19 protein-coding genes are annotated in these 21,215 nt (G+C 35.4%); 10 read left to right on the forward strand and 9 right to left on the reverse strand.

Features of this window, described 5'->3' with window-relative positions; genetic code table 11:
• Positions 1 to 121 precede the first annotated feature (121 nt).
• Positions 122 to 1,360 carry a cation:proton antiporter gene (locus tag ABXT67_RS08820; RefSeq protein ID WP_415373653.1) on the forward strand — a complete coding sequence of 413 codons (1,239 nt, stop codon included), beginning with the start codon at positions 122 to 124 and terminating at the stop codon, positions 1,358 to 1,360.
• Positions 1,361 to 1,584: 224 nt separating this feature from the next.
• On the opposite strand, the gene ABXT67_RS08825 is transcribed toward ABXT67_RS08820, so the two are convergent.
• From ABXT67_RS08825 to ABXT67_RS08840, 4 genes are read right to left on the reverse strand one after another with little or no spacing between them, the layout of a single operon-like run.
• Positions 1,585 to 3,060 carry a cryptochrome/photolyase family protein gene (locus ABXT67_RS08825; RefSeq protein ID WP_415373654.1) on the reverse strand — a complete coding sequence of 492 codons (1,476 nt, stop codon included), beginning with the start codon at positions 3,058 to 3,060 and terminating at the stop codon, positions 1,585 to 1,587.
• 14 nt (positions 3,061 to 3,074) lie between these two features.
• Positions 3,075 to 3,380 carry a TIGR03643 family protein gene (locus ABXT67_RS08830; RefSeq protein ID WP_415373655.1) on the reverse strand — a complete coding sequence of 102 codons (306 nt, stop codon included), beginning with the start codon at positions 3,378 to 3,380 and terminating at the stop codon, positions 3,075 to 3,077.
• Positions 3,370 to 3,774, reverse strand: a complete 405-nt coding sequence (locus tag ABXT67_RS08835) for a DUF2452 domain-containing protein (protein WP_415373656.1) — start codon at positions 3,772 to 3,774, stop codon at positions 3,370 to 3,372. Before ABXT67_RS08835 ends, ABXT67_RS08830 begins: the two co-directional genes overlap by 11 nt.
• A 4-nt stretch (positions 3,775 to 3,778) precedes the next feature.
• Positions 3,779 to 3,952, reverse strand: coding sequence for a Lacal_2735 family protein (locus ABXT67_RS08840; RefSeq protein WP_415373657.1), 174 nt, complete (start codon positions 3,950 to 3,952; stop codon positions 3,779 to 3,781).
• A gap of 249 nt (positions 3,953 to 4,201) precedes the next feature.
• Here ABXT67_RS08840 and tig point away from each other — a divergent pair, with 249 nt between their 5' ends.
• The 3 genes from tig to clpX all read left to right on the forward strand — a co-directional run bounded on the left by tig (position 4,202) and on the right by clpX (position 7,627).
• Positions 4,202 to 5,521: a trigger factor gene (tig, locus tag ABXT67_RS08845; RefSeq protein WP_415373658.1), complete on the forward strand. Its 1,320-nt coding sequence runs from the start codon at positions 4,202 to 4,204 to the stop codon at positions 5,519 to 5,521.
• A 119-nt stretch (positions 5,522 to 5,640) separates the two neighbouring features.
• A complete protein-coding gene (clpP, locus tag ABXT67_RS08850) occupies positions 5,641 to 6,315 on the forward strand; it encodes an ATP-dependent Clp endopeptidase proteolytic subunit ClpP (RefSeq protein WP_415373659.1) in 675 nt (224 codons plus the stop codon).
• 79 nt (positions 6,316 to 6,394) lie between these two features.
• The gene (clpX, locus tag ABXT67_RS08855) at positions 6,395 to 7,627 is read left to right on the forward strand and encodes an ATP-dependent Clp protease ATP-binding subunit ClpX (RefSeq protein WP_415373660.1); all 1,233 of its coding nucleotides are present in this window, start codon (positions 6,395 to 6,397) and stop codon (positions 7,625 to 7,627) included.
• Positions 7,628 to 7,832: 205 nt separating this feature from the next.
• Here clpX and ABXT67_RS08860 read toward each other — a convergent pair whose 3' ends face one another.
• Together ABXT67_RS08860 and ABXT67_RS08865 are read right to left on the reverse strand one after the other, a co-directional pair.
• Entirely contained in the window at positions 7,833 to 8,018 is a 186-nt protein-coding gene (locus ABXT67_RS08860) for a hypothetical protein (RefSeq protein WP_415373661.1), read from the reverse strand.
• A gap of 197 nt (positions 8,019 to 8,215) precedes the next feature.
• Complete coding sequence (locus ABXT67_RS08865) at positions 8,216 to 9,730, reverse strand: GH3 auxin-responsive promoter family protein (RefSeq protein WP_415373662.1); 1,515 nt, start codon at positions 9,728 to 9,730, stop codon at positions 8,216 to 8,218.
• A gap of 44 nt (positions 9,731 to 9,774) precedes the next feature.
• On the opposite strand from ABXT67_RS08865, the gene ABXT67_RS08870 reads away from it, so the two are divergent.
• Both ABXT67_RS08870 and ABXT67_RS08875 read left to right on the forward strand, forming a co-directional pair.
• Positions 9,775 to 10,572, forward strand: a complete 798-nt coding sequence (locus ABXT67_RS08870) for a DUF2797 domain-containing protein (RefSeq protein WP_415373663.1) — start codon at positions 9,775 to 9,777, stop codon at positions 10,570 to 10,572.
• Entirely contained in the window at positions 10,573 to 11,157 is a 585-nt protein-coding gene (locus tag ABXT67_RS08875) for a GNAT family N-acetyltransferase (protein ID WP_415373664.1), read from the forward strand. It abuts the gene before it with no gap.
• A 103-nt stretch (positions 11,158 to 11,260) separates the two neighbouring features.
• Here ABXT67_RS08875 and ABXT67_RS08880 read toward each other — a convergent pair whose 3' ends face one another.
• On the reverse strand, positions 11,261 to 13,975 hold the full coding sequence (locus ABXT67_RS08880; RefSeq protein WP_415373665.1) for an AsmA-like C-terminal region-containing protein: 2,715 nt from the start codon (positions 13,973 to 13,975) through the stop codon (positions 11,261 to 11,263).
• Between the two features lie 41 nt (positions 13,976 to 14,016).
• Complete coding sequence (locus ABXT67_RS08885) at positions 14,017 to 14,730, reverse strand: queuosine precursor transporter (protein ID WP_415373666.1); 714 nt, start codon at positions 14,728 to 14,730, stop codon at positions 14,017 to 14,019.
• Positions 14,731 to 14,805: 75 nt separating this feature from the next.
• Between ABXT67_RS08885 and folK the strand changes: the two genes are divergently transcribed.
• Positions 14,806 to 15,930 (forward strand): 2-amino-4-hydroxy-6-hydroxymethyldihydropteridine diphosphokinase, encoded by a 1,125-nt coding sequence (folK, locus tag ABXT67_RS08890; protein ID WP_415376968.1) that lies wholly within the window; start codon positions 14,806 to 14,808, stop codon positions 15,928 to 15,930.
• 382 nt (positions 15,931 to 16,312) lie between these two features.
• On the opposite strand, the gene ABXT67_RS08895 is transcribed toward folK, so the two are convergent.
• A complete protein-coding gene (locus ABXT67_RS08895; protein ID WP_415373667.1) occupies positions 16,313 to 16,849 on the reverse strand; it encodes an RNA methyltransferase in 537 nt (178 codons plus the stop codon).
• A gap of 377 nt (positions 16,850 to 17,226) precedes the next feature.
• Here ABXT67_RS08895 and ilvD point away from each other — a divergent pair, with 377 nt between their 5' ends.
• From ilvD to ilvN, 3 genes are read left to right on the forward strand one after another with little or no spacing between them, the layout of a single operon-like run.
• Positions 17,227 to 18,906 (forward strand): dihydroxy-acid dehydratase, encoded by a 1,680-nt coding sequence (gene ilvD, locus ABXT67_RS08900; protein WP_415373668.1) that lies wholly within the window; start codon positions 17,227 to 17,229, stop codon positions 18,904 to 18,906.
• A 25-nt stretch (positions 18,907 to 18,931) separates the two neighbouring features.
• Complete coding sequence (ilvB, locus tag ABXT67_RS08905) at positions 18,932 to 20,665, forward strand: biosynthetic-type acetolactate synthase large subunit (protein ID WP_415373669.1); 1,734 nt, start codon at positions 18,932 to 18,934, stop codon at positions 20,663 to 20,665.
• A gap of 2 nt (positions 20,666 to 20,667) precedes the next feature.
• Positions 20,668 to 21,195, forward strand: coding sequence for an acetolactate synthase small subunit (ilvN, locus tag ABXT67_RS08910; protein WP_415373670.1), 528 nt, complete (start codon positions 20,668 to 20,670; stop codon positions 21,193 to 21,195).
• Positions 21,196 to 21,215 lie beyond the last annotated feature (20 nt).

Raw genomic sequence — 21,215 nt, forward strand, 5'->3', positions numbered from 1 at the left:
GCCCCGAGGTTTTGCCTCGATTTTTTTTAATTTGGGATTTCTTTTTTTTGTGATTTTAACACCATGTGGACTCTGCCCCGAGTTAGTTTATTAGTACCTTAGCCGCAACAATTTTTCATCTATGGATTATTTTTTAATTGCTACCGTGTTAGTGGCTCTTTCTGCTATTTTCGGATATATTAATGTTCGTTTTTTAAAACTGCCAAATACGATTGGTTTAATGCTAGTTACCATCGTTTTTACCTTGGCTGTCTTAATCTTAAGTTATTTTGATTCCACTTTATTGAATGCTGAGAAAGATATTATTAACCAAATTGATTTTAAAACAGTTTTACTCGATGGAATGCTTAGTTTTTTGCTATTTGCAGGGGCCTTACATACCAATTTTAACCAGCTTAAGGTGCAACGAGGGCCGGTGCTAGCATTCTCGACTTTGGGAGTTTTAGTGTCTACCTTCTTGGTAGGGACAATAATGTTTTATGTACTCCAGCTTATAGGTTTGGAGGTTGCTTTTATTTATTGCTTGCTATTTGGCGCCCTTATCTCTCCAACAGATCCTATTGCGGTCCTTGGAATTTTAAAACAGGCTAAAGTGCCAAAAAAACTTGAAACCAAAATCGTTGGCGAATCACTTTTTAACGATGGCGTGGGCGTTGTGGTTTTTTTAACGATTTATCAAATAGCATCACTAGGCGGCGATAATGTTTCGGTAATTGATGTTGCCTCATTATTTGCCCAAGAAGTAATAGGGGGTATTGCTCTTGGTCTTTTATTGGGTTGGGTTACGTACCGTTTGATGAAATCTATTGATGATTATGATATTGAAGTAATTATTACTTTGGCAACAGTAATGGTAGGAACGGCAATTGCCCATTATCTTCATCTTTCGGCTCCATTAGCCATGGTAACAGCAGGACTTATGGTAGGAATGGATACAGTGCGAGACAATGCTATGTCAAAAATCACAGAAGACTATGTGGATAAATTCTGGGAATTAATTGATGTCTTGTTAAATACAATTCTGTTTGTTTTAATTGGTATGGAAATGCTCGTGCTTACCTTTGAAGGCAGTTACATTCTCGCGGGACTATTAGCAATCCCAATTATTCTTTTATGCAGATTTACTTCTTTATTACTACCAATTAATTTCTTTAAAAAGAAGTTAGATTTTGTTCCCAATACAAACTTGATAATGACTTGGGGAGGTCTTAGAGGTGGGATTTCAATTGCACTAGCACTTGGTTTGACAGAAGAGATGCATCGCGAATTGTTTTTGGTAATTACCTATATTGTTGTTGTGTTTTCTATATTAGTCCAAGGACTTACCGTTTCAAAATTAGTAGAAAAACTGAAAGTTTAGGGTTCAGATTATTTTTTGTTACCACCATATTGGTTAAAAAGAACCCTAATAAATAGGAGCCTAATAATTTTATTTGGTCTGTCTTATTCTCTGGAAAGTTTTCCATTTGAAATAAAGCAACTTCGTTAATATGGTAATGCCTTTCTCTTATTAGACCGAAAGGAGATGAGATTATATGAAGTTAGTATCGTAATGTATGAGTGATTTTAATCAATTATAAATTTTTAGTCCAACGATTTTAAATATTTAGCTGCATTTGTAAGGTGTGTCTCTCTTTTTTCTATGGGCATTTTATCAAACATAGCAAGGAGCATCCCAAGACGAGGATTGCTTTTGAAAAATATTCTGTTTTTGTCCATAAAATTCCAAAATAACCCATCCCAAATGGGCTGCCAGTCGCCCTTTTTGTAATTGCTCATTTTTAAAACGTAATTGCTTCCACTTATATAGGGTTTTGTAGCAAAAAAACCGCCATCTGAAAATTGACTCATTCCATAAACGTTAGGGACCATAACCCAATCATAAGCATCTATAAACAACTCCATAAACCAACGATAGACTTCCTTGGGATCAAATTCGCAAAGCAGCATAAAATTTCCCAGTATCATTAGTCGCTCAATATGATGGGAGTATCCGGTTTTTAATGCTTTTTTAATCGTAGTATCTATGGGTAAAATCCCTGTGGTTCCATCATAAAATGACTTTGGAATTTTGCGGGTGTGTTTCCAAAAATTGGAAGTCCTCATGGGGACGCCTTTGGCTTCATACATCCCTCGCATAAATTCTCTCCAACCTATTATTTGACGAACAAAACCTTCGGTACTATTAATTGGGATATCATTTTCTTTTGCAAAGGCCAGCGCTCTTTCAACGACATAATTAGGCGATAATAAGCCCACGTTTAAAAGCGGACTCAGTACGCTATGATTTAAAAACGAATTGTGATCCACGATAGCGTCTTCATAAATTCCGAAGTCAAAAAAACGCTGCTCTAAAAATTGTTCCAACCAAATCTTACTTTCTTTAAAATTGATGGGATATAAAGGGAACTGTTCTATTTCGCCAAGATTTTTAGAAAAAGTATTCGTTACATATTCTTTTGCCTCTTTATGATATTTTGTTTCCGCCGGAAAATGAACGGGTGGAGGGGTCTTTTTTGTTGGATATTTTTTTCGGTTTTCTTTGTCAAAGGTCCAAGATCCGCCTTCGGGATCACCGTTTATTAATAATATTTCGAGTTCTTTTCGTTGCTGAATATAAAAACTTGTTTGATGAAATTTCTTTTTAGTTTCAGTGAAAAAACTTTTAAGTGATTGCGGTGTATTAATAAATAACGGGGAGTCGTGACGAACATGTTTTAATTCTGCTGCTGTAATAGAACTTTTTATGCGTTTTGATAATAAATAATCGGTAGGGTCGATATAGTGTATTTCTTCAAATTCAGTTTTAAGGTGATCAATCAGAACCCGAACATCCGCAGTTTTTTCCTTGGCTGAAACGTAACGAACTTTTATTTTTTTTGACACTAAAAAAGCTTCGTATGCCTTCATAGTACCGCGGTGAAAGGCAAGTTTTTGTTTGTGAAAGTTATATTGACTAAAGAATAAGATTTCTTCAATAATAATAAACGTGCCTACATTTTCAAAAAGCGGAGATGCTTCAAAGAGTTGATGCGGAAAGATTAGGTTAACTTGGGTCATGGCTATAAGCTTATTTATCGCTTGCTTATTTTGTTTCCGGTTATTTGTCGCTGGCGAGAGCATTTAAACCTATCAATTCCCGAATTTCGTTTCTTTAAATGTTTTTTGCTCACCCCACTGTTTACGCGTTTTCTCCATCGTTTGAAGCTGCTTTCTTTTAAGGTGCGACGCATATGAACGATCACATCTTTCTCGGTAAGATCAAACTGAAATTTGATGGCTTCAAATGGAGTGCGGTCTTCCCACGCCATTTCTATAATGCGATCCAGCTCTCTTTCAGTGAATTCTCTTCCAGTAATTTCAGGGAGTTTATTCTTCATGTTTTTGCCAGATTTGTTCAGCATTTAAGTAAAAGCTTCCTGCGAGATCAAAATTGCACTCTGATGGAGAAATGATTGAAAGAAAGGTTTCGCCAGATGCTCTGTTGTATAAATGATATACTTGACCTACGATTGGCTCAAAAGAAAATTTCGAAGCATAAATCATTTTATTGTATTCATACTCAACTATCATAGCGTCATACGCTATTTTAAGTTCAGCAAATTTTGACTTTAGTTTATGATTTACTTTGCTAATGCTTCGGTTTTTCCAAGCACTCGTATCTAAAACTTCAATGGCCGGAGCCCCTAAATTCGTAGGGTATGGCTTTAAGGAAGCATCATAAGTGTTTGATTCCTCATTAAAAACTACTAGATCTGGTTTTTTTTTAGGCATCGTTTTATTTTTTGTCTGCAAGTGCGGCGATTTTTTTCATTACCTCTTCTGCCTCTGCTGCCTTTTGATCACTCTGCTTTCGGTTCGTGGTAGAAAGTTTATACGATTCGTTTAAAAGTTGTTCGTATTTTTTTTGAAGTTGATCTTTTTCACTTTTATTTTTAAAGAGCCCAAACATAATCTTCTAATTTTAATGTTAATTGTTGTTTTTACTTTCTTTTCGTAACAATTCGCAAGGTACAATTTGTTCAACAAAACAAGTGTAACATTAGACAATTATTAACTATTTTAGTGGCGCATACTTCATGGAAAACTACTTTTAAGTTAGTTGCTCAAATGGTCAAATTGTCGTATTTTTGCACTCCCATAAACCACTGTAAAATGCTCTTGGGAACATAGAAACAGACACGTTAATTTATATCACACAATGGATATCAAAAAAAAGGATATTGATGCATTAAACGCAGTAGTTACTGTAGACATCAAAAAAGAAGATTATCAGGACAAGGTTAATAAGGTACTGAATAATTATCGCAAGACCGCAAATGTTCCAGGTTTTAGAAAAGGACACATTCCAATGGGGATGGTTCAAAAACAATACGGCCAAGCGGTATTGGTGGAGGAAGTCAATAAATTACTTCAAGAAGGACTTCATAAATTCATGACCGAAGAAAAACTAGATGTTCTTGGTAATCCACTTCCTAAAAACGAAACTGTTGTCGATTGGAACAGTGATGACTTTACATTTCAGTTTGATTTAGGGATGGCACCAAAGTTCGATGTTGATGTTACAAAGAAATCGGTAAACAATTACAAAGTGGTTGCTGATAAAAAAATGTTGGACAATCAGGTAAAAACAATTCGCAAGCAATACGGGAAACTGACCAAGAAGGACACGGTTTCTAAGGGAGATGAGATTACAGGTACCTTTACCAATGAGGCAGAAGGTATAGACAAATCCACTACTCTTGAGCTTGATTCTTTAAAAGGAAAAAAACAAATTACCGCTTTAATGGGGGCGAAGGTTGGAGATGTAGTTACACTCAAAACTAAGGGCTTGTTTGCAGATGACCACGACAATCAAAAGCATTTAGGGGTAGCTCAAGATAAGGCACATAGTCTTGATGTTGAGGTTTCATTTAAGATCGAGGAGTTGAATACACGCGAAATGGCCGACTTAAATCAAGAGCTATTTGATAAGCTGTTTGGAAAAGACACTGTAAAATCTGAAGAAGAACTAAAAGCGAAGATAAAAGAAGATGCCGAAAAGCAATTTGAGCAACAAAGCGATCAAAAAATGTTGAACGATGTTGTAGATTCTTTAATTGAAAATACAAAATTTGATCTTCCAAAGGAATTTTTAGAGAAGTGGATTCAAGTTTCTTCAGAAAAACCAATGACCGAAGAGGAGGCAAAAGCTGAATATGAGCGCAGTGAAAAAGGATTGCGATACCAGCTAATAGAGGGGAAGTTAAGAGCAGAAAATAATTTGCAGGCTACTTTTGAAGAGTTAAAGGATTATTCTCGACAAATGATTAAAGGGCAGATGGCGCAATTTGGTCAAATGGATCCTAGCGATGAAGAATTAGACAATATTGCTGCTAGAATCATGTCTAACGAAGAGGAAGTAAAAAGAATTAGTGAGCAATTGAATACGAATAAGTTAATGCACTACTTTAAAGAAAATGCAAAGCTTAAAACTAAAGAGGTCACTTACGAGAAGTTTATCAAAGAAGCTTATGAGTAAAGCATCAAAAATTTAGGTATCTTTAGGTATGTTTATTTTGAATGTGGCGCCTTAATTTATGGAGACAGTATGTTGTCCTTAACAAAAATAATTACAGATAAAAAAGATTTTAAAATAGTATGGATTACAAAAAAGAATTTAAGAATTACGCTGTAAAAGATCAAGGAATAAGCAGCACCTACTACGATAAGATAATGAGTAGTATGTATCCAGTTTCTCTTACGCCTAACATTATTGAAGAACGCCAAATGAATGCTGTTTCGATGGATGTTTTTTCAAGATTAATGATGGATCGTATTATATTTTTGGGAACTGGAATTAATGATCAAGTAGCAAATATTGTACAAGCACAATTGCTTTTCTTAGAAAGTACAGATGCATCAAAGGATATTCAAATTTATATCAATTCGCCAGGAGGTAGTGTATATGCTGGATTAGGTATTTATGATACCATGCAGTTTATCAAGCCAGATGTTGCAACTATTTGTACCGGGATGGCGGCTTCTATGGGAGCTGTTTTGTTGTGTGCGGGTGCAAAAGGAAAACGAAGCGGGTTAACGCATTCAAGAGTTATGATTCATCAGCCAATGGGTGGTGCACAAGGACAAGCAAGTGATATTGAAATTACAGCTCGCGAAATCGTTACACTTAAGGAAGAATTGTACAATATAATTGCGAAGCATAGCGGTCAAACCTACGATAAGGTTTATGAAGATAGTGATCGTGATTACTGGATGAAAGCAGATCGCGCTTTAGCGTATGGAATGATAGATGAGATTTTAACACGTGAATAATTATGTATCCACATAACTTGTAGGTGTATACTAATTGCTCATAACTAAAATTGAGTTGAGTAATTTATAATTAAAGAAAATGGCAAAAGAAGTATTAGAATGTTCTTTTTGTGGACGTAAGAAAGTAGAAACCAGTTTGCTTATTGCAGGATTGGATGCGCATATTTGTGACCGCTGTATAGAGCAAGCGCATGGTATTGTTGTGGAAGAAGCAACACATACAGGAAATACAGAGTTGAACGAAGATTTGATGCTTAAAAAACCAAAGACGATTAAATCATTTTTGGATGACTACGTAATAGGTCAAGAGCATACAAAGAGAGTGATGTCTGTTGCGGTTTATAATCACTATAAGAGATTGCTGCAGCCTAAGAGTGACGATGATATCGAAATCCAAAAGAGTAATATCATAATCGTAGGACAAACTGGAACTGGAAAAACGCTCATTGCAAAAACAATTGCACGAATGTTAAACGTTCCTTTGGCCATTGTAGATGCCACTGTTTTGACAGAGGCGGGATATGTGGGTGAAGATGTAGAAAGTATCTTAACGAGACTCTTACAAGCAGCAGATTACAATCTAGAAAAAGCACAAAACGGAATTGTTTTCATAGATGAGATAGATAAAATAGCTAGAAAGAGTAGCAACCCTTCTATTACAAGAGACGTGAGTGGAGAAGGAGTGCAGCAGGCGCTCTTAAAGCTTCTCGAGGGAACCGTAGTAAATGTACCGCCAAAAGGTGGAAGAAAGCACCCTGATCAAAAATTTATAGAAGTAAATACGGAGAATATATTGTTCATAGCTGGGGGTGCTTTTGACGGCATAGATCGTCACATTTCTAAGCGACTCAATTTACAGGCAGTAGGTTTTAGCGCATCTATGAATGAGAACAAACTAGAGAAAGATCATATTTTAAGGTACATCATACCTAAAGATTTGAAAGACTTTGGGCTTATTCCTGAAATTATTGGCAGACTTCCGGTATTAACGTACATGAATCCCTTAGATAAAGGAACCCTAAGAGCGATTCTTACAGAACCAAAGAATGCCATCATTAAGCAATATATGAAGCTTTTTGAGATGGATGGGATTGAACTTGTTGTTACCACTGAAGCACTTGATTTTATCGTAGACCAAGCTATTATATATAAATTAGGAGCGAGAGGATTGCGGTCTTTGTGCGAAGCTGTTATGACCGATGCAATGTTCGAACTACCAGGTACCGATGAGAAAAAACTACATATAACAGCAGAGTATGCTGAGGATAAACTTAATAAGTCTACCATCAAAAAATTGAAGGCAGTGTCTTAAACTAAGTTTCTTTGAGAACTTAACAGCGCCAAACACAATGTGTTTGGCGCTGTTTTTTTTTACTCACTCTTATTGTTTTATATATCGGATAAGTATTATTATTAGCGAAGGGAGTAAAAGGCCTATAAGCTGCGTTTCAACACGGCAAAAAAAAACCCCTGATCATTACAATCAGGAGCAACTTAACTTACTTAAAAATTATTATTTACGGGGCAACGATCACTTTCTTAGATCGTGTGTTTACAATATTTTGCTGCATTAATTCTGTTTTGCTTTTCAGTGTATAACCAGCTAATTGTGGGTCGGCTTTTTGGATCTTATGAGTTGTTCCACAAGAAGTAAATGTACTTGTGAAAATAACTGCTGCAAGAATAAAAATAAATGTTTTCATTATGTCTGTTCATTTATTTGAACAGTACAAACGTAACATGTAAGAAAAGGACTACCAAACAAATTAGTTGAAGTACATTAGAAACTCGTTGAAGTGTGTTTGAAGTTAGGTTGTCTCGTTAAAGCGCGTATAAACAACGATTTTCGGCGTTTATTTAGTCGGACTAATGATGTCTTTAAACGAAATGATCAATTTCACTATCCATTCAAGGACAATAATTCTTCTAAATAATCTCGTTTATTTGACAAACGAGGCACCTTGTGTTGTCCTCCTAATTTATCATTTTGTTTTAACCAATCGTAGAATAATTTTTCACGAGCTTGGTGAACTTTAGGAGCGTTTAGTGTTGTATTATTATATCGCTTTGCTTCATAATCACTATTTACTTTCATGAGTGCATTGTCTAAGCTTTTTGAAAACGCGATAAGATCTGAAGGCGGTGATTTAAATTGGATAATCCATTCGTGTGCACCTTTTTCTTTTCCTTCCATAAATATTGGAGCGGCGGTGTAATCTACAATTTCACAGTTGGTAAGTTGAGAGGCCTCTCTTAAGGCAGTTTCCGCATTTTCAATGATAAGCTCCTCTCCAAATACATTAATGTGGTGTTTGGTGCGTCCTGTTACCTTTATACGATGTGGACTTGTTGAAGTAAAACGCACTGTATCCCCAATTTTATAACGCCATAAACCAGCGTTCGTTGTAATTATAATAGCATAGTTTTTCCCTTCTTCGACTTCGCTTAACGGAATAATTTTTTCTGATGAGCTTCCGTAGGTGTCCATAAGGATGAATTCATAGAAAATACCATAGTCGAGCATTAACAGTAATTCCTTGTTGCTGTTCCTATCTTGAATAGCAAAAAATCCTTCTGAAGCATTATAGATTTCATAGCATCTAAAATTATCTCGAGGAAGTAATTTATTGTATTGTTCAATATAAGGTTCAAAACTAACGCCTCCGTGAAAATAAACTTCAAGATTAGGCCATACTTCAAGCAGGTTGTTTTTTCCCGTAGTTTCGATTACTTGATTGAGAAGGACAAGCATCCAAGAAGGAACCCCAGCTAGGCTGGTTACATTTTCTCTTATTGTTTCATCTACAATCGCCTGCATCTTTACTTCCCAATCTCCCATAAGCGAAATTTCGCTACTGGGTGTGCTGCTGTATTCTGCCCAAAATGGCATATTGTCTATTAATATAGCTGAAAGGTCTCCATATACAGTTCCGTTTTCTTGGTACAATTCCTTGCTTCCTCCAAGCCGCAAACTTTTACCCACAAAGAGCTGAGAATCTGGATTGTTGTTGTAGTACATGCATAACAAATCCTTACTTGCAGCATAATGACAATTTTCCAGTGAATCTAGACTCACAGGAATAAACTTGCTTTTAGCATTTGTGGTTCCACTAGATTTTGCAAACCATTTTATAGGTGTTGGCCAGAAAATATTGCTTTCACCGCGACGTGCACGCTCTATGTTTTTATGATTTTCCTCGTAGGTAGTTATAGGAACACGTTCTGCAAACTGGCGGTAATTGTTAATAGAGTCAAAATCATATTCTTTTCCAATCTCTGTGTTTTTTGCCTTCTGAAGTAAATGTTCAAGCAGTTCATTTTGTACATCTATGGGATATTTTAAGAAAAGCTCAATTTGATGAAATCGCTTTTTTAAAAACCAGCTGGCAATCGAATTAACTATGGGGATTGGCATATTTTTGACCTATCTTTAGGTTTTAAAAATACAATTTTTATTTTATGCAGTACAAAGGTGTTTTAACAAAAATGCAAACTGAAATCGGAAACCCTATTCAGTATTACTTAGTTTTTGAAAATGATTTTATTCATATGAACCAATTATTGAATAAAACACTGACTATCAATTTTTTGGGGTATCAATGTTTGAACTGCGAGCTACATAAAAAAATATACAGACAAGGGTTTTGTTACGACTGTTTTTATGAAATTCCGCAGGCTGCAGATTGGATTATGCGACCAGAATTAAGTAAAGCACATTTAGGAATAGAAGATCGGGACCTTGCCTATGAAGAAAAGGTACAGCTTAAACCGCACATAGTATACCTTGCGAACAGCAGCAATGTTAAAGTAGGAGTGACTCGAAAGACGCAAGTGCCCACCCGATGGATTGATCAAGGAGCGCACGAGGCAATTGAAATTGTAGAAGTCCCAAATAGGTACTTGGCAGGAATAACAGAACTAGCCCTAAAAGAATACGTGGCAGATAAAACGAATTGGCGTGCGATGCTGAAAAACGAAATTAAAGATGAAAATTTACTAGAATGGCGTGATACTTTAAAGCAATACATACCAGAAGAAGCGCGAGCTTATTTTATAGAAAACAACACAGAAACAACGATTCATTTTCCCGTACTTCAATACCCTACAAAGTTGAAAACATTAAACCTTACTAAAACTCCCGAATATCAAGGAGTGCTTAAAGGTATAAAAGGACAGTATTTACTGTTTGAAGATAACACCGTTTTTAACGTGCGCAGTAATGAAGGTTCTGTGGTTTCAATTACCGTTAAAGGATAAATGAATACTTCAGACAACATTGAACTCCAAAATGATAGGGTAATGCTGCGCCCATTAGAGGAAACCGATGAAAAAGAACTATTCAATTTTGTGCAAAATCAACCTGAAATTTGGACCTATTCATTAAAGCAGCTCAAGAATAAAGATGATTTAAATGGATACATTTCCGCAGCGATTAAAGGCAGAATTGCTGGAACTGTTTATGCTTTTGTAGTTTACGACCTTCTAAAAAAGAGCTATGCAGGGTGCACGAGGTTTTACAATATCGACCCATTTCATAAAACTGTAATGCTTGGATATACTTGGTATGGTAAAGAATATCAAGGTACAGGATTGAATATGAATGTAAAATATTTAATGCTTGGTTATGCCTTCGAAACCCTAGGTTACGAGCGTGTTGAATTTAGAGCTGATGTAAATAACGAACGCAGTATCGCGGCTATGAAAAGCATAGGATGCACCGTTGAAGGTGTCTTGCGTCAAAACTTTGCAATAGAAGATAAACGAAGAAATAGTATTGTGCTAAGTATTCTAAAAGAAGAATGGCAGGGAGCGTTGAAAGAAAAACTTTTTAATAGGATCTAAACGATTTATGGTCTACCACTATATTAAAGGGGTATTAAACTTACAGCGAATATTCCACTAATCCTTGGTTTTAATTATAGATAGCTGATGCACAATGTGTTTATTAGTTCCCGCCCTTAATCGAATCTTTCTTCTTCTTTTTACCTCCCCCAAAGAGACCTCCAAAAACATCTTTAATCGTTTCGGTAGTGCTGTTGGTGTTAGTTCCATTTTGATTAGTTGTGCTGGGAGTAGTGCTGTCTTTTGGCTTTATAATACCGTCTAAAATACCGCTCAATGCATCATTAGCTGAGTTTGTAGTGCCATTGTTTTCGTTAGAATTTCCGCCGCCTATAAGATCTTGTATAGCATTTGCACCTTGATTTATTAAATCGTCTTTTTGTTTGTCGATCAATTTCTTAGTTAGTTCTGAAATAGCTGCGTTGGTATTTAAATTAACTTTTGGATTATCAAAACTACCTGTTAATCCTATAGGTAACGCTACGGTCATTTTATCTACTTCAGCTGGATCGAGTTTGGCCAATAACGAAGTGACTTCACTCCCTAAATATTTTGCAGGCACATCCATTTTGATATTATAATTCATATTTTGATCAAAGCCGTGCGAACCGCCAGCAGTAATTTTAATTCCTTGAACATCAAAATCGAATGGGCTAACAACAATATTTCCATTGTCAAATTTGAGGTTTGTAGCGACATCTTGGACACTTAATTGGTCAAGATTTAAGAAGCTTAATTCACTCCCTAAAGCATTCAATAAAGGTATTTGTTCTTTGTTTACTTCGGCTGTCAAAATTTGTGCAAAGGCATTTCCAGCAAGTGATTTAAGGTCTGGAGTTAAATCGCTATTAAGGTTTCCGTTAAGTTTGATTTTAGTATTCATATTGCCCTGTAATCCTTTAGCAATAGGCACAAGAAATTTTAGTATTCCAAGTTTTGCAAATGATTCGTCGATGTTAATTTTACTCAAATCAAGATCCATTGCAAAGGTTGGGGTCTCGGTTTTGGTTGAAATATTTCCGTCTAGTGCAATGTCACCTCCTAGAAGACTAGAAGTGATGTTCCTGAGCCCTGCTGTTTCATTTTTAATAACAACACTACCTTTGGCATTATCCAAAGTAAGGTCGTCATAGATTACTTTCTTTGCTTGAAAATCTATCGTTGCATCTAAGAAATCTGGAATTTTTATTTTATCCTCAGCAGTACTAAGAGAAGTTTTTTCATTTCCAGTAGCGCTTTCGGATGTTTCACTCATAAAATCATTTAGGTTAAACGTATCTGATTTTAGTAAAAACCTACCTTTTAAATCCTGTTTCGCCATAATCCAAGGAATCAAATTCTGGATGGTTCCACTTGCATTAACATCGGTATCACCCGTGGTAGCATTCATATCTTCTAAAATAATGTTGCCAGGGCTCATTTTTATGGATGCATTTGAAATCGCAATTGGATTTTTGAAGGCTGCATCACTATAATTAAAACCATTTAAACTTGCGGTACCAGTTGTTTTAATATTTTGATATTGCTCCTTTTCCACAGATTGCATGTCAAAATTTGTAACGACATCTGCTTTAAAAACTCCTGTTAAATTTTGCTCCATTTCAATGGGTAATACTTTATTGATGTTTGCAAGGTTTAATGTTCCTTGAAGGGCTAAATTAATCAGCATGTTTTCGGTAAAGTCTTTTACATTTCCGCTAACATTAAAGATTTCGTTGTCTATCTTAAAGGTTATTCCTCCTATATTTAAATAGGTGTCTTTCATAAACCCAGTTGTATTAACCAGATCTACATTTATTGAAATATTACGCACTTCTTTAGGTAAATCTGGGTATTTAAACGAAGCGTTCTCGCTTCGCACTTTGATATCCATCGTCGGAATTCTTTCTTCATCTGCGATTCCTTTGAGTGTTCCATTCACTGAAAAATTTCCGGTTGTAGAAACTCCATCCATGTCCTTTACATAGGCTTTAGGAATTAATGCTAAGAAATTTTTAAAATCTGAACTTGGAGTTTTAAAGGTCAAATCTATTTCATTATTGGTCTCGTTCATTTGTACAAACCCATCAAAAGTGAGCGGGAGATCATTGATTCTTGCCTCGTTTTTAAGAAAAGAATATTTTTGATTGAATAAATCCATCTGAAATACAGCATCTAGCACGATCGCAGTCTTGTTTAGATATTCCTCACCTTCCATCTTGTAGCTCACGATGGTACTTGTTTGCGTATCCAATTGCATCGTGTCCATAGAAAAATCCCCTGTTCCTTCATGATTAAATTCAGAAAGGGTTAAGCATGTTTTTGTGCTCTCATCTGTATAAATAACCTCTGAATCATTCAGTTCATAATGCTGAAGGTCAAAAGTAAAACCATTACCAGCTTCCTCTGTGTTTTCTATGGTTCCAGGAGTGTCTTCTTTTATGGCGATATCATAATTTGCATTGCCATTAACGTCAACTTTAATGTTCAGCTTTGCTTTGTTGAGAATTATTTCATCTAACTTTATGGGGTCACCACCACCATTTAAAAGTTGGGTAATTCCCATATTTAATTTTAACTGCTGCCCAGCTACTAAAGTATCCCCTTCAAAAGGGACTTTATTAATTACACTGTAGTTGTTAATCACCAAGGCGGCATTAGGAAAGCTGCTAAAAAGACTCAAATCAAAAACCTCCCAAGCTACGGTAGCATTAAGGTTTTCGTTGATGTTCTTGACCAATAATTTTTCAAGTGAATCCTTAAAAAGGTAGGGGGCTGCCAATAATAGTATCAATAAAATTCCAACAATAATTCCAATAATTTTAAATATCTTCTTCATAATCTTTAATATTTTTTTACTATAAATGTATATGCGTCGTTTTAGTATGAATTTTCACTACTCACTAATAATTCTTCTCCTTCGGCTAAGCCAAATCTTTTTCTCAACAATCCTACCGCTAAGTATAAAAATGGGGTGTCCAATAATGCTACTAAAGTTTTAAATAGAAAACCACTTAACAATAGTCTCGTGAAAAGTTCCCAATCAATCTTTCCAAAACTACACAACAACAATAAGACAACAGCTGTATCTACAAATTGTGATAGAAAGGTCGAAAAATTATTTCGCAACCATAAATGTTTTCCTTTTGTTAAACGTTTCCAGAAATGAAATATTTGAATATCGATGTATTGCGCCAATAAGTATGCCATCATTGATGCGAATACAGCCATAGCCGTGGCACCAAAAACAGCGCTAAACAATTCGTTATTTATGGGGCTCCAAGTTGTGGCAGGTACTGCATCTGCTACGTATACGATGCCTAATGAGAAAAAAGAAGCTATAATTCCTGCGCTTACTAATTGGTTGGCTTTCCTCTTCCCATACACTTCACTAACTATATCTGTGATTAAAAATGTGATGGGATATGGTAAAATGCCTACGGAAATTTCAAAGTTATAAAGTCCAAAAAAGTCCCAATAAAAAAACTTTTGAAAAATTAAATTTGAAACTACAAGAGAACATATAAAGATGGCTCCTAAAAAAAGATAGAGTCGTTCTGCTGTTAATTGGTCTTTTATAGATTTATTAATCACTGTTTTTTATTGTCCACAAATATAATTGCGAGTAGCTTTGTTTTTCTTAATTTCGTTATAAAATACTAAGCCATCATCGAATCCAATACCCTCTATTTAAGTCTAGGAAGTAATCTAGGCAACCGCTTTGAACATTTGCAAGCAGCAGTGGATGCTATCTTTGAGCAGCTTGGTGCTATTGGTGAAATCTCTTCAGCGTATGAAACTCCAGCTTTGGGTTTTGAAGGAAGTGATTTTCTTAATTGTGTTTTGGAAGTATCTACCCAATTAACTGCGGCTAAAGCATTAAAGACATGTTTAAATATTGAAAAGCAACAAGGACGCAAATTAAAAAAAGGTGATGCCTACGAATCGCGTATAATTGATATAGATATATTGCTTTATAACGATGAGGTTATTGATAAGAGGGATTTGCAAGTGCCACATCCTAGAATGGTGGATCGGAAGTTTGTATTACAACCATTGGCAGAAATAAATTCTGAAATCATTCATCCAGTACTAAAAACATCGGTGATTAGATTATTGGCTCATACCAATGATGAAAGTACCATTATTAAACAATTGAAATGGCTTAGGAATCCTCAGACAAGTTATGATTTCAGCAAGATCAATTATATAGCCATTGAAGGAAACATTGGCGCTGGAAAAACAAGTTTAGCGCATTTAATTTCAAGAGATTTTAATACAAAACTTAGTTTAGAACGTTTCAAAGACAATCCTTTTTTACCCAAATTTTACGAAGACCAGCAACGGTATGCATTTCCTTTAGAGATGTCTTTTTTAGCAGATCGATATCAACAATTATTGGAAGATATTAATCAGTTTGATTTGTTTAAACATTGTGTGGTAGCAGATTATGATGCGTATAAATCTTTAATATTTGCAAAAGTCACCCTACAACCAGAGGAATTTAATCTATATAAAAAGCTTTTTCATTTGATGCACAAAGAACTGGCAAAACCAGATGTGTATGTCTATTTATATCAAAATACAGATAGACTTCTTGAGAATATCAAAAAACGGGGTAGAAAGTACGAGAAGAGCATAAAAGCAGGCTATCTAAGGAAAATTAATGATGGGTATCTGGAATATATCAAAAACCAACACAGCGATACTATTAAAATCATCGATATTTCTGAAATGGATTTTGTAAAAAATAGAGCAGATTATCTTTCGGTTTTAAGGCAAATTTTAAAATAAACAAGCTCATTACTCCCTGTGGCAAGAAATTTATAATGAAACAAATATTTATGATTCGCGTGTCTGGCGAAGAGTCTTGCCAGCATTTACTGCGGGGTGTATTTCACATATTTTTTGTTATGAATTAACCATAGTGTAACCTGAAACTTGGAAGCGAAACTTGCGTAATCGAAATCGAAATTTAAGAGGAACAAAGAATACTAATTTTGAGAATAATTTTCCTGCAGCGTGGTTCTCTTTGAAGGCCGTCTAAAAATAAGGAGAGTTGTTTGCAGATAGCGAGAGATTATCAAGGGGATGTTCAGCAGTGTGAATATATAATTTTTGGGAATAAGTAATTAGAAATGTTGTATGCTACAAGTGCAAAAGTACCTCCTGCCTGCTACCGACTAACCTTACAAAACAAGTCCCAAACAACAACTCCACAGCTAACCGAAATGTTCAAGGAATGCTTGGTTCCATATTGTGGAATTTCTAGTGCAACATCACTTTCAGTGACTACTTCTTGCTGTACTCCTTTAACTTCGTGACCAAAAACAATAGCATATTTTTGATCTTGTTTGGTTTTAAAATTTTCTAGTGAGATCGCATCTTCGGTTTGCTCAATGCTAGCGACAATTGTATTTTCTGCTTTTAATTTTTTGATAATGGTTAGGGTGTCTTGAATATACTCCCAATCCACACTATCAGTCGCCCCCAATGCCGTTTTTTGAATGTCTTTATGAGGTGGAGTGGCAGTAATACCACAGAGATAGATTTTCTCAATCAAAAAAGCATCTGCTGTTCTAAAAATAGAGCCAATATTGTTCAAGCTTCTAATATTGTCAAGGACTATAATTAGAGGTGTTTTTTTAGATTCCTTAAAAGTTTTCGTGTCAAGACGATCTAATTCACTGTTTTTAAGCTTCCGATTATTCATGGCACAAAAATACCTTTTTTTATACGTGTTACGATTCTCTTTGCTCTAGGATTTAAACCGAAACATAATCTTCTTAAATTCATTTTATGTTACCTTTTTTTTGGAAACAACCTTAAACATTTGCATTTTTAGACTATTATCTCATAATCACTATTGGGGTGGTACAAAACATATATAATTTGTTATAAGCCTTCCGGTTTTGGAGGGCTTTTTTTATTCAAGAAAACAGTGCTCTTGAACATCATATATGAGGGCTTATAAAATACTGACAACCATAATATTAACTAGGTATTTATGCAATTGAGTTTAGCTTGAATCTATAAAGAGTGATAATCATAGAAAACCAAACAAGTACTTTTGTTTTATTACATAAAAATATGCGCCATTTAAACAAATACAGTAAAACAGTAACCCAAGACCCAACGCAACCAGCTGCTCAAGCTATGTTGCATGCGATTGGTTTGACCAAAGAAGATTTTTTTAAACCAATTATAGGAATTGCAAGTACAGGATACGAAGGTAATCCTTGCAATATGCACCTAAATGATTTAGCAAAATTGAGTAAAAAAGGCACTAAAAATAAAGACATTATAGGTTTGATTTTTAACACTATTGGAGTGAGTGATGGAATTTCTATGGGAACACCAGGTATGCGCTACTCGTTGCCATCCAGAGATATTATTGCAGATTCTATGGAAACAGTAGTGCAAGCCATGAGTTATGATGGTTTAATTACCGTTGTAGGTTGTGATAAGAATATGCCAGGGGCATTAATTGCTATGATTCGTTTAGACCGTCCTAGTATTTTGGTCTATGGAGGAACAATAGATTCTGGTTGCCATAATGGTGAAAAACTAGATGTCGTTTCTGCGTTTGAAGCTTGGGGAAGCAAAGTTGCAGGAACCATGTCTGAAGACGAATATCAAAATATTGTTGAAAAAGCATGTCCAGGAGCAGGTGCTTGTGGCGGTATGTATACCGCAAATACGATGGCTTCGGCAATTGAGGCTTTGGGTATGGCCTTGCCTTTCAATTCTTCAAATCCAGCCTTAAGTGATGCTAAAAAAGAAGAGTCTATAAAAGCAGGAGAAGCCATGAGACTTCTTTTAGAAAAAGACATTAAGCCGTCAGATATTATTACCAGAAAATCACTTGAAAACGCGGTACGCTTAGTTACTATTTTAGGAGGTTCTACGAATGCAGTTTTACACTTTTTAGCAATTGCAAGGGCTGCTGATATTGACTTTACCCTCAAGGATTTTCAAAAAATAAGTGATACCACTCCATTTTTAGCAGATTTAAAACCAAGCGGAAAATATTTAATGGAAGATGTTCATGCCGTTGGAGGTATTCCAGCAGTTTTAAAATACCTATTAGAGAAAGGATTGATTCATGGAGAATGTTTAACCGTTACAGGGAAAACAATAGCAGAAAATTTATTTGATGTTGAAGACTTAAAAGAAGGTCAAGACGTCATTAAACCAATAGAAAATCCTATAAAAATTTCTGGACACCTAAGAATGTTGTATGGCAATCTAGCGGAAGAAGGGAGTGTCGCTAAAATAACGGGAAAAGAAGGATTGAGATTTTCAGGAAAAGCAAAAGTATTTGAAGGAGAATATAATGCTAACGATGGAATAAGAGATGGAAAAGTAGAAAAAGGAGATGTTATTGTTATTCGTTATGAAGGGCCTAAAGGAGGTCCAGGAATGCCAGAAATGTTAAAACCAACCGCAGCAATTATGGGTGCAGGTTTGGGTAAAGATGTAGCACTAATAACAGATGGAAGATTCTCAGGAGGAACGCACGGTTTTGTAGTAGGTCATATTACGCCAGAAGCACAAGAAGGTGGAACTATAGCTTTGGTAAAAAATGGAGATATAATTACTATTGATGCTGAAACGAATTCTATTATGCTAGAAGTTTCAGAAGAAGAATTAAAAGAACGCAAAACACATTGGATTGCGCCAGACTTAAAATTTAAAAGAGGAGTACTATATAAGTATGCAAAAACAGTGTCGTCTGCATCAAAAGGATGTGTGACAGACGAATTTTAAATAAATAAAATTTAAGAGTATCTCTATGGAAGTACAATCTTTGAAGTCAGAAATAAAAGAAACAAAAAATAGTATACGTATCTCTGGGAGTGAAGCTGTGGTTCGCTGTTTAATTGCTGAAGGTGTAGATATATTATACGGCTATCCTGGGGGTGCCATTATGCCAGTTTATGATGAATTGTATAAATTTCAAGACCAAATTCAGCATGTTTTAACACGCCACGAGCAAGGAGCGACACATTCAGCACAAGGTTATGCGCGTATTTCAGGAAGAGTAGGGGTTGCAATGGCAACATCAGGTCCGGGGGCAACTAATTTAATTACAGGGATTGCAGATGCACAAATAGATTCTACGCCAATCGTTTGCATTACTGGACAAGTAGGCTCACATTTATTGGGAACAGATGCGTTTCAGGAAACCGATATTATTGGTATTTCTACACCTGTGACTAAATGGAATCAACAAATAACAAAAGCTTCTCAAATTCCTGAGGTGCTAGCAAAAGCTTTTTATATCGCCAAGAGTGGAAGACCAGGTCCTGTTTTGATAGACATTACTAAAGATGCACAATTTGAGGAATTTGATTTTGAGTATAAAAAATGTACTGGTGTACGAAGTTATTTACCAGCACCAAAAGTAGATTTCTCAAAAGTGGTTGAAGCAGCATCGTTAATAAATGCGGCTAAAAAGCCATTAGTAGTATGGGGGCAAGGGGTGATTTTAGGTGAAGCTGAAGCTGAGTTTAAAGCAGTTATAGAAAAATCAGGAATACCATCTGCTTGGACTATTTTAGGTGCATCAGCATTGCCAACGGCACACGATTTAAATGTAGGAATGGTGGGGATGCACGGTAATTATGCGCCAAACGTGTTAACAAACGAATGCGATGTATTAATTGCTATTGGAATGCGTTTTGATGATCGGGTTACAGGAAATTTAGCAACATATGCTAAACAGGCAAAAGTTATTCACTTTGAAATAGATCCGGCTGAGGTCGATAAAATCGTAAAAGCAACGGTGGCTGTCCTAGGGAATTCTAAAGAAACACTAAAAGCTTTGTTGCCATTATTAAATGAGAATACCCATAAAGAATGGCATCAAAAATTTAAAGACCTGTATCAAATTGAATATGACAAAGTTATAAAAGACGATTTGTATCCTACAAAAGAAGGTTTGACAATGGGTGAAGTTTTAAAGGAAATAAATATACAAAGTAAAGGCAATGCAGCAATTGTGAGTGATGTTGGACAACACCAAATGATTGCTTGTCGTTATGCTGAATTTAACCTCACTAAAAGTAATATTACTTCTGGAGGGTTGGGTACAATGGGCTTTGCATTGCCAGCAGCAATTGGCGCTAAAATGGCAGCGCCAGATCGTGATGTTGTTGCAATTATTGGAGATGGTGGTTATCAAATGACTATTCAAGAATTAGGGACTATTTTTCAAACGAAAGTTCCTGTTAAGATCGTTGTGCTAAACAACGATTTTTTAGGAATGGTACGACAGTGGCAGGAACTATTTTTTGAGAAACGGTATGCATCAACCGATATAAAAAATCCAGATTTCGTTGCCATTGCAAAGGGCTATTCAATTGAGGCAAAAAAAGTCATTAAGCGGGAAGATTTGGCAGGAGCAGTAAAAGAAATGATGGCGTCTAAAGAGGCCTATTTTTTAGAGGTTTCAGTAGAAAAAGAAGGAAATGTTTTTCCTATGATTCAAACTGGGGCTAGTGTTTCAGATATAAGATTAAGTTAATTATGACAGCAGAAAAACAATTATATACAATATCGGTTTACACTGAAAATAATATAGGGTTATTAAATCGCATCTCAGCAATTTTTCAACGAAGGCATATAAATATTGAAAGTATTAATTCTTCAGTTTCTGAGATTGAAGGTGTTTCAAAATTTACAATTGTCGTAGATCTTCAAGAGGAACAAATGAAAAAGATCATTGGTCAAATTGATAAGCAAGTGGAAGTGATTAAGGCCTATTATCATACAGACGATGAGACCATTTATCAAGAATCTTGCTTGTTTAAAGTAAAGTCTGATTTGTTATTTGAAGAACGTAAAATTCAGAATATAATTAAGGAAAGTAATGCCAGGATTGTTACTGTAAATAGAGTGTTTTTTGTGATTGAAAAATCAGGAATGAAAAAGGAAATCGAGCTATTATATAGAGAGTTGAAACCATTTGGGATACTTCAGTTTACAAGATCTGGTCGTATTTCAGTGACAAAGCAACCAATGGAAATTTCAAAAATGCTAAAGGCATTCAACTAAAAATAAGCATCAAAAATTAC

It is taken from the genome of Patiriisocius sp. Uisw_017 (assembly GCF_047731265.1).
GTDB lineage: Bacteria > Bacteroidota > Bacteroidia > Flavobacteriales > Flavobacteriaceae > Patiriisocius.

Coding starts and splice junctions, on each gene's coding strand:
- ABXT67_RS08820 (WP_415373653.1), top strand. CDS start 122: ATGGATTATTTTTTAATTGCTACCGTGTTAGTGGCTCTTTCTGCTATT.
- ABXT67_RS08825 (WP_415373654.1), bottom strand. CDS start 3,060: ATGACCCAAGTTAACCTAATCTTTCCGCATCAACTCTTTGAAGCATCT.
- ABXT67_RS08830 (WP_415373655.1), bottom strand. CDS start 3,380: ATGAAGAATAAACTCCCTGAAATTACTGGAAGAGAATTCACTGAAAGA.
- ABXT67_RS08835 (WP_415373656.1), bottom strand. CDS start 3,774: ATGCCTAAAAAAAAACCAGATCTAGTAGTTTTTAATGAGGAATCAAAC.
- ABXT67_RS08840 (WP_415373657.1), bottom strand. CDS start 3,952: ATGTTTGGGCTCTTTAAAAATAAAAGTGAAAAAGATCAACTTCAAAAA.
- tig (WP_415373658.1), top strand. CDS start 4,202: ATGGATATCAAAAAAAAGGATATTGATGCATTAAACGCAGTAGTTACT.
- clpP (WP_415373659.1), top strand. CDS start 5,641: ATGGATTACAAAAAAGAATTTAAGAATTACGCTGTAAAAGATCAAGGA.
- clpX (WP_415373660.1), top strand. CDS start 6,395: ATGGCAAAAGAAGTATTAGAATGTTCTTTTTGTGGACGTAAGAAAGTA.
- ABXT67_RS08860 (WP_415373661.1), bottom strand. CDS start 8,018: ATGAAAACATTTATTTTTATTCTTGCAGCAGTTATTTTCACAAGTACA.
- ABXT67_RS08865 (WP_415373662.1), bottom strand. CDS start 9,730: ATGCCAATCCCCATAGTTAATTCGATTGCCAGCTGGTTTTTAAAAAAG.
- ABXT67_RS08870 (WP_415373663.1), top strand. CDS start 9,775: ATGCAGTACAAAGGTGTTTTAACAAAAATGCAAACTGAAATCGGAAAC.
- ABXT67_RS08875 (WP_415373664.1), top strand. CDS start 10,573: ATGAATACTTCAGACAACATTGAACTCCAAAATGATAGGGTAATGCTG.
- ABXT67_RS08880 (WP_415373665.1), bottom strand. CDS start 13,975: ATGAAGAAGATATTTAAAATTATTGGAATTATTGTTGGAATTTTATTG.
- ABXT67_RS08895 (WP_415373667.1), bottom strand. CDS start 16,849: ATGAATAATCGGAAGCTTAAAAACAGTGAATTAGATCGTCTTGACACG.
- ilvD (WP_415373668.1), top strand. CDS start 17,227: ATGCGCCATTTAAACAAATACAGTAAAACAGTAACCCAAGACCCAACG.
- ilvB (WP_415373669.1), top strand. CDS start 18,932: ATGGAAGTACAATCTTTGAAGTCAGAAATAAAAGAAACAAAAAATAGT.
- ilvN (WP_415373670.1), top strand. CDS start 20,668: ATGACAGCAGAAAAACAATTATATACAATATCGGTTTACACTGAAAAT.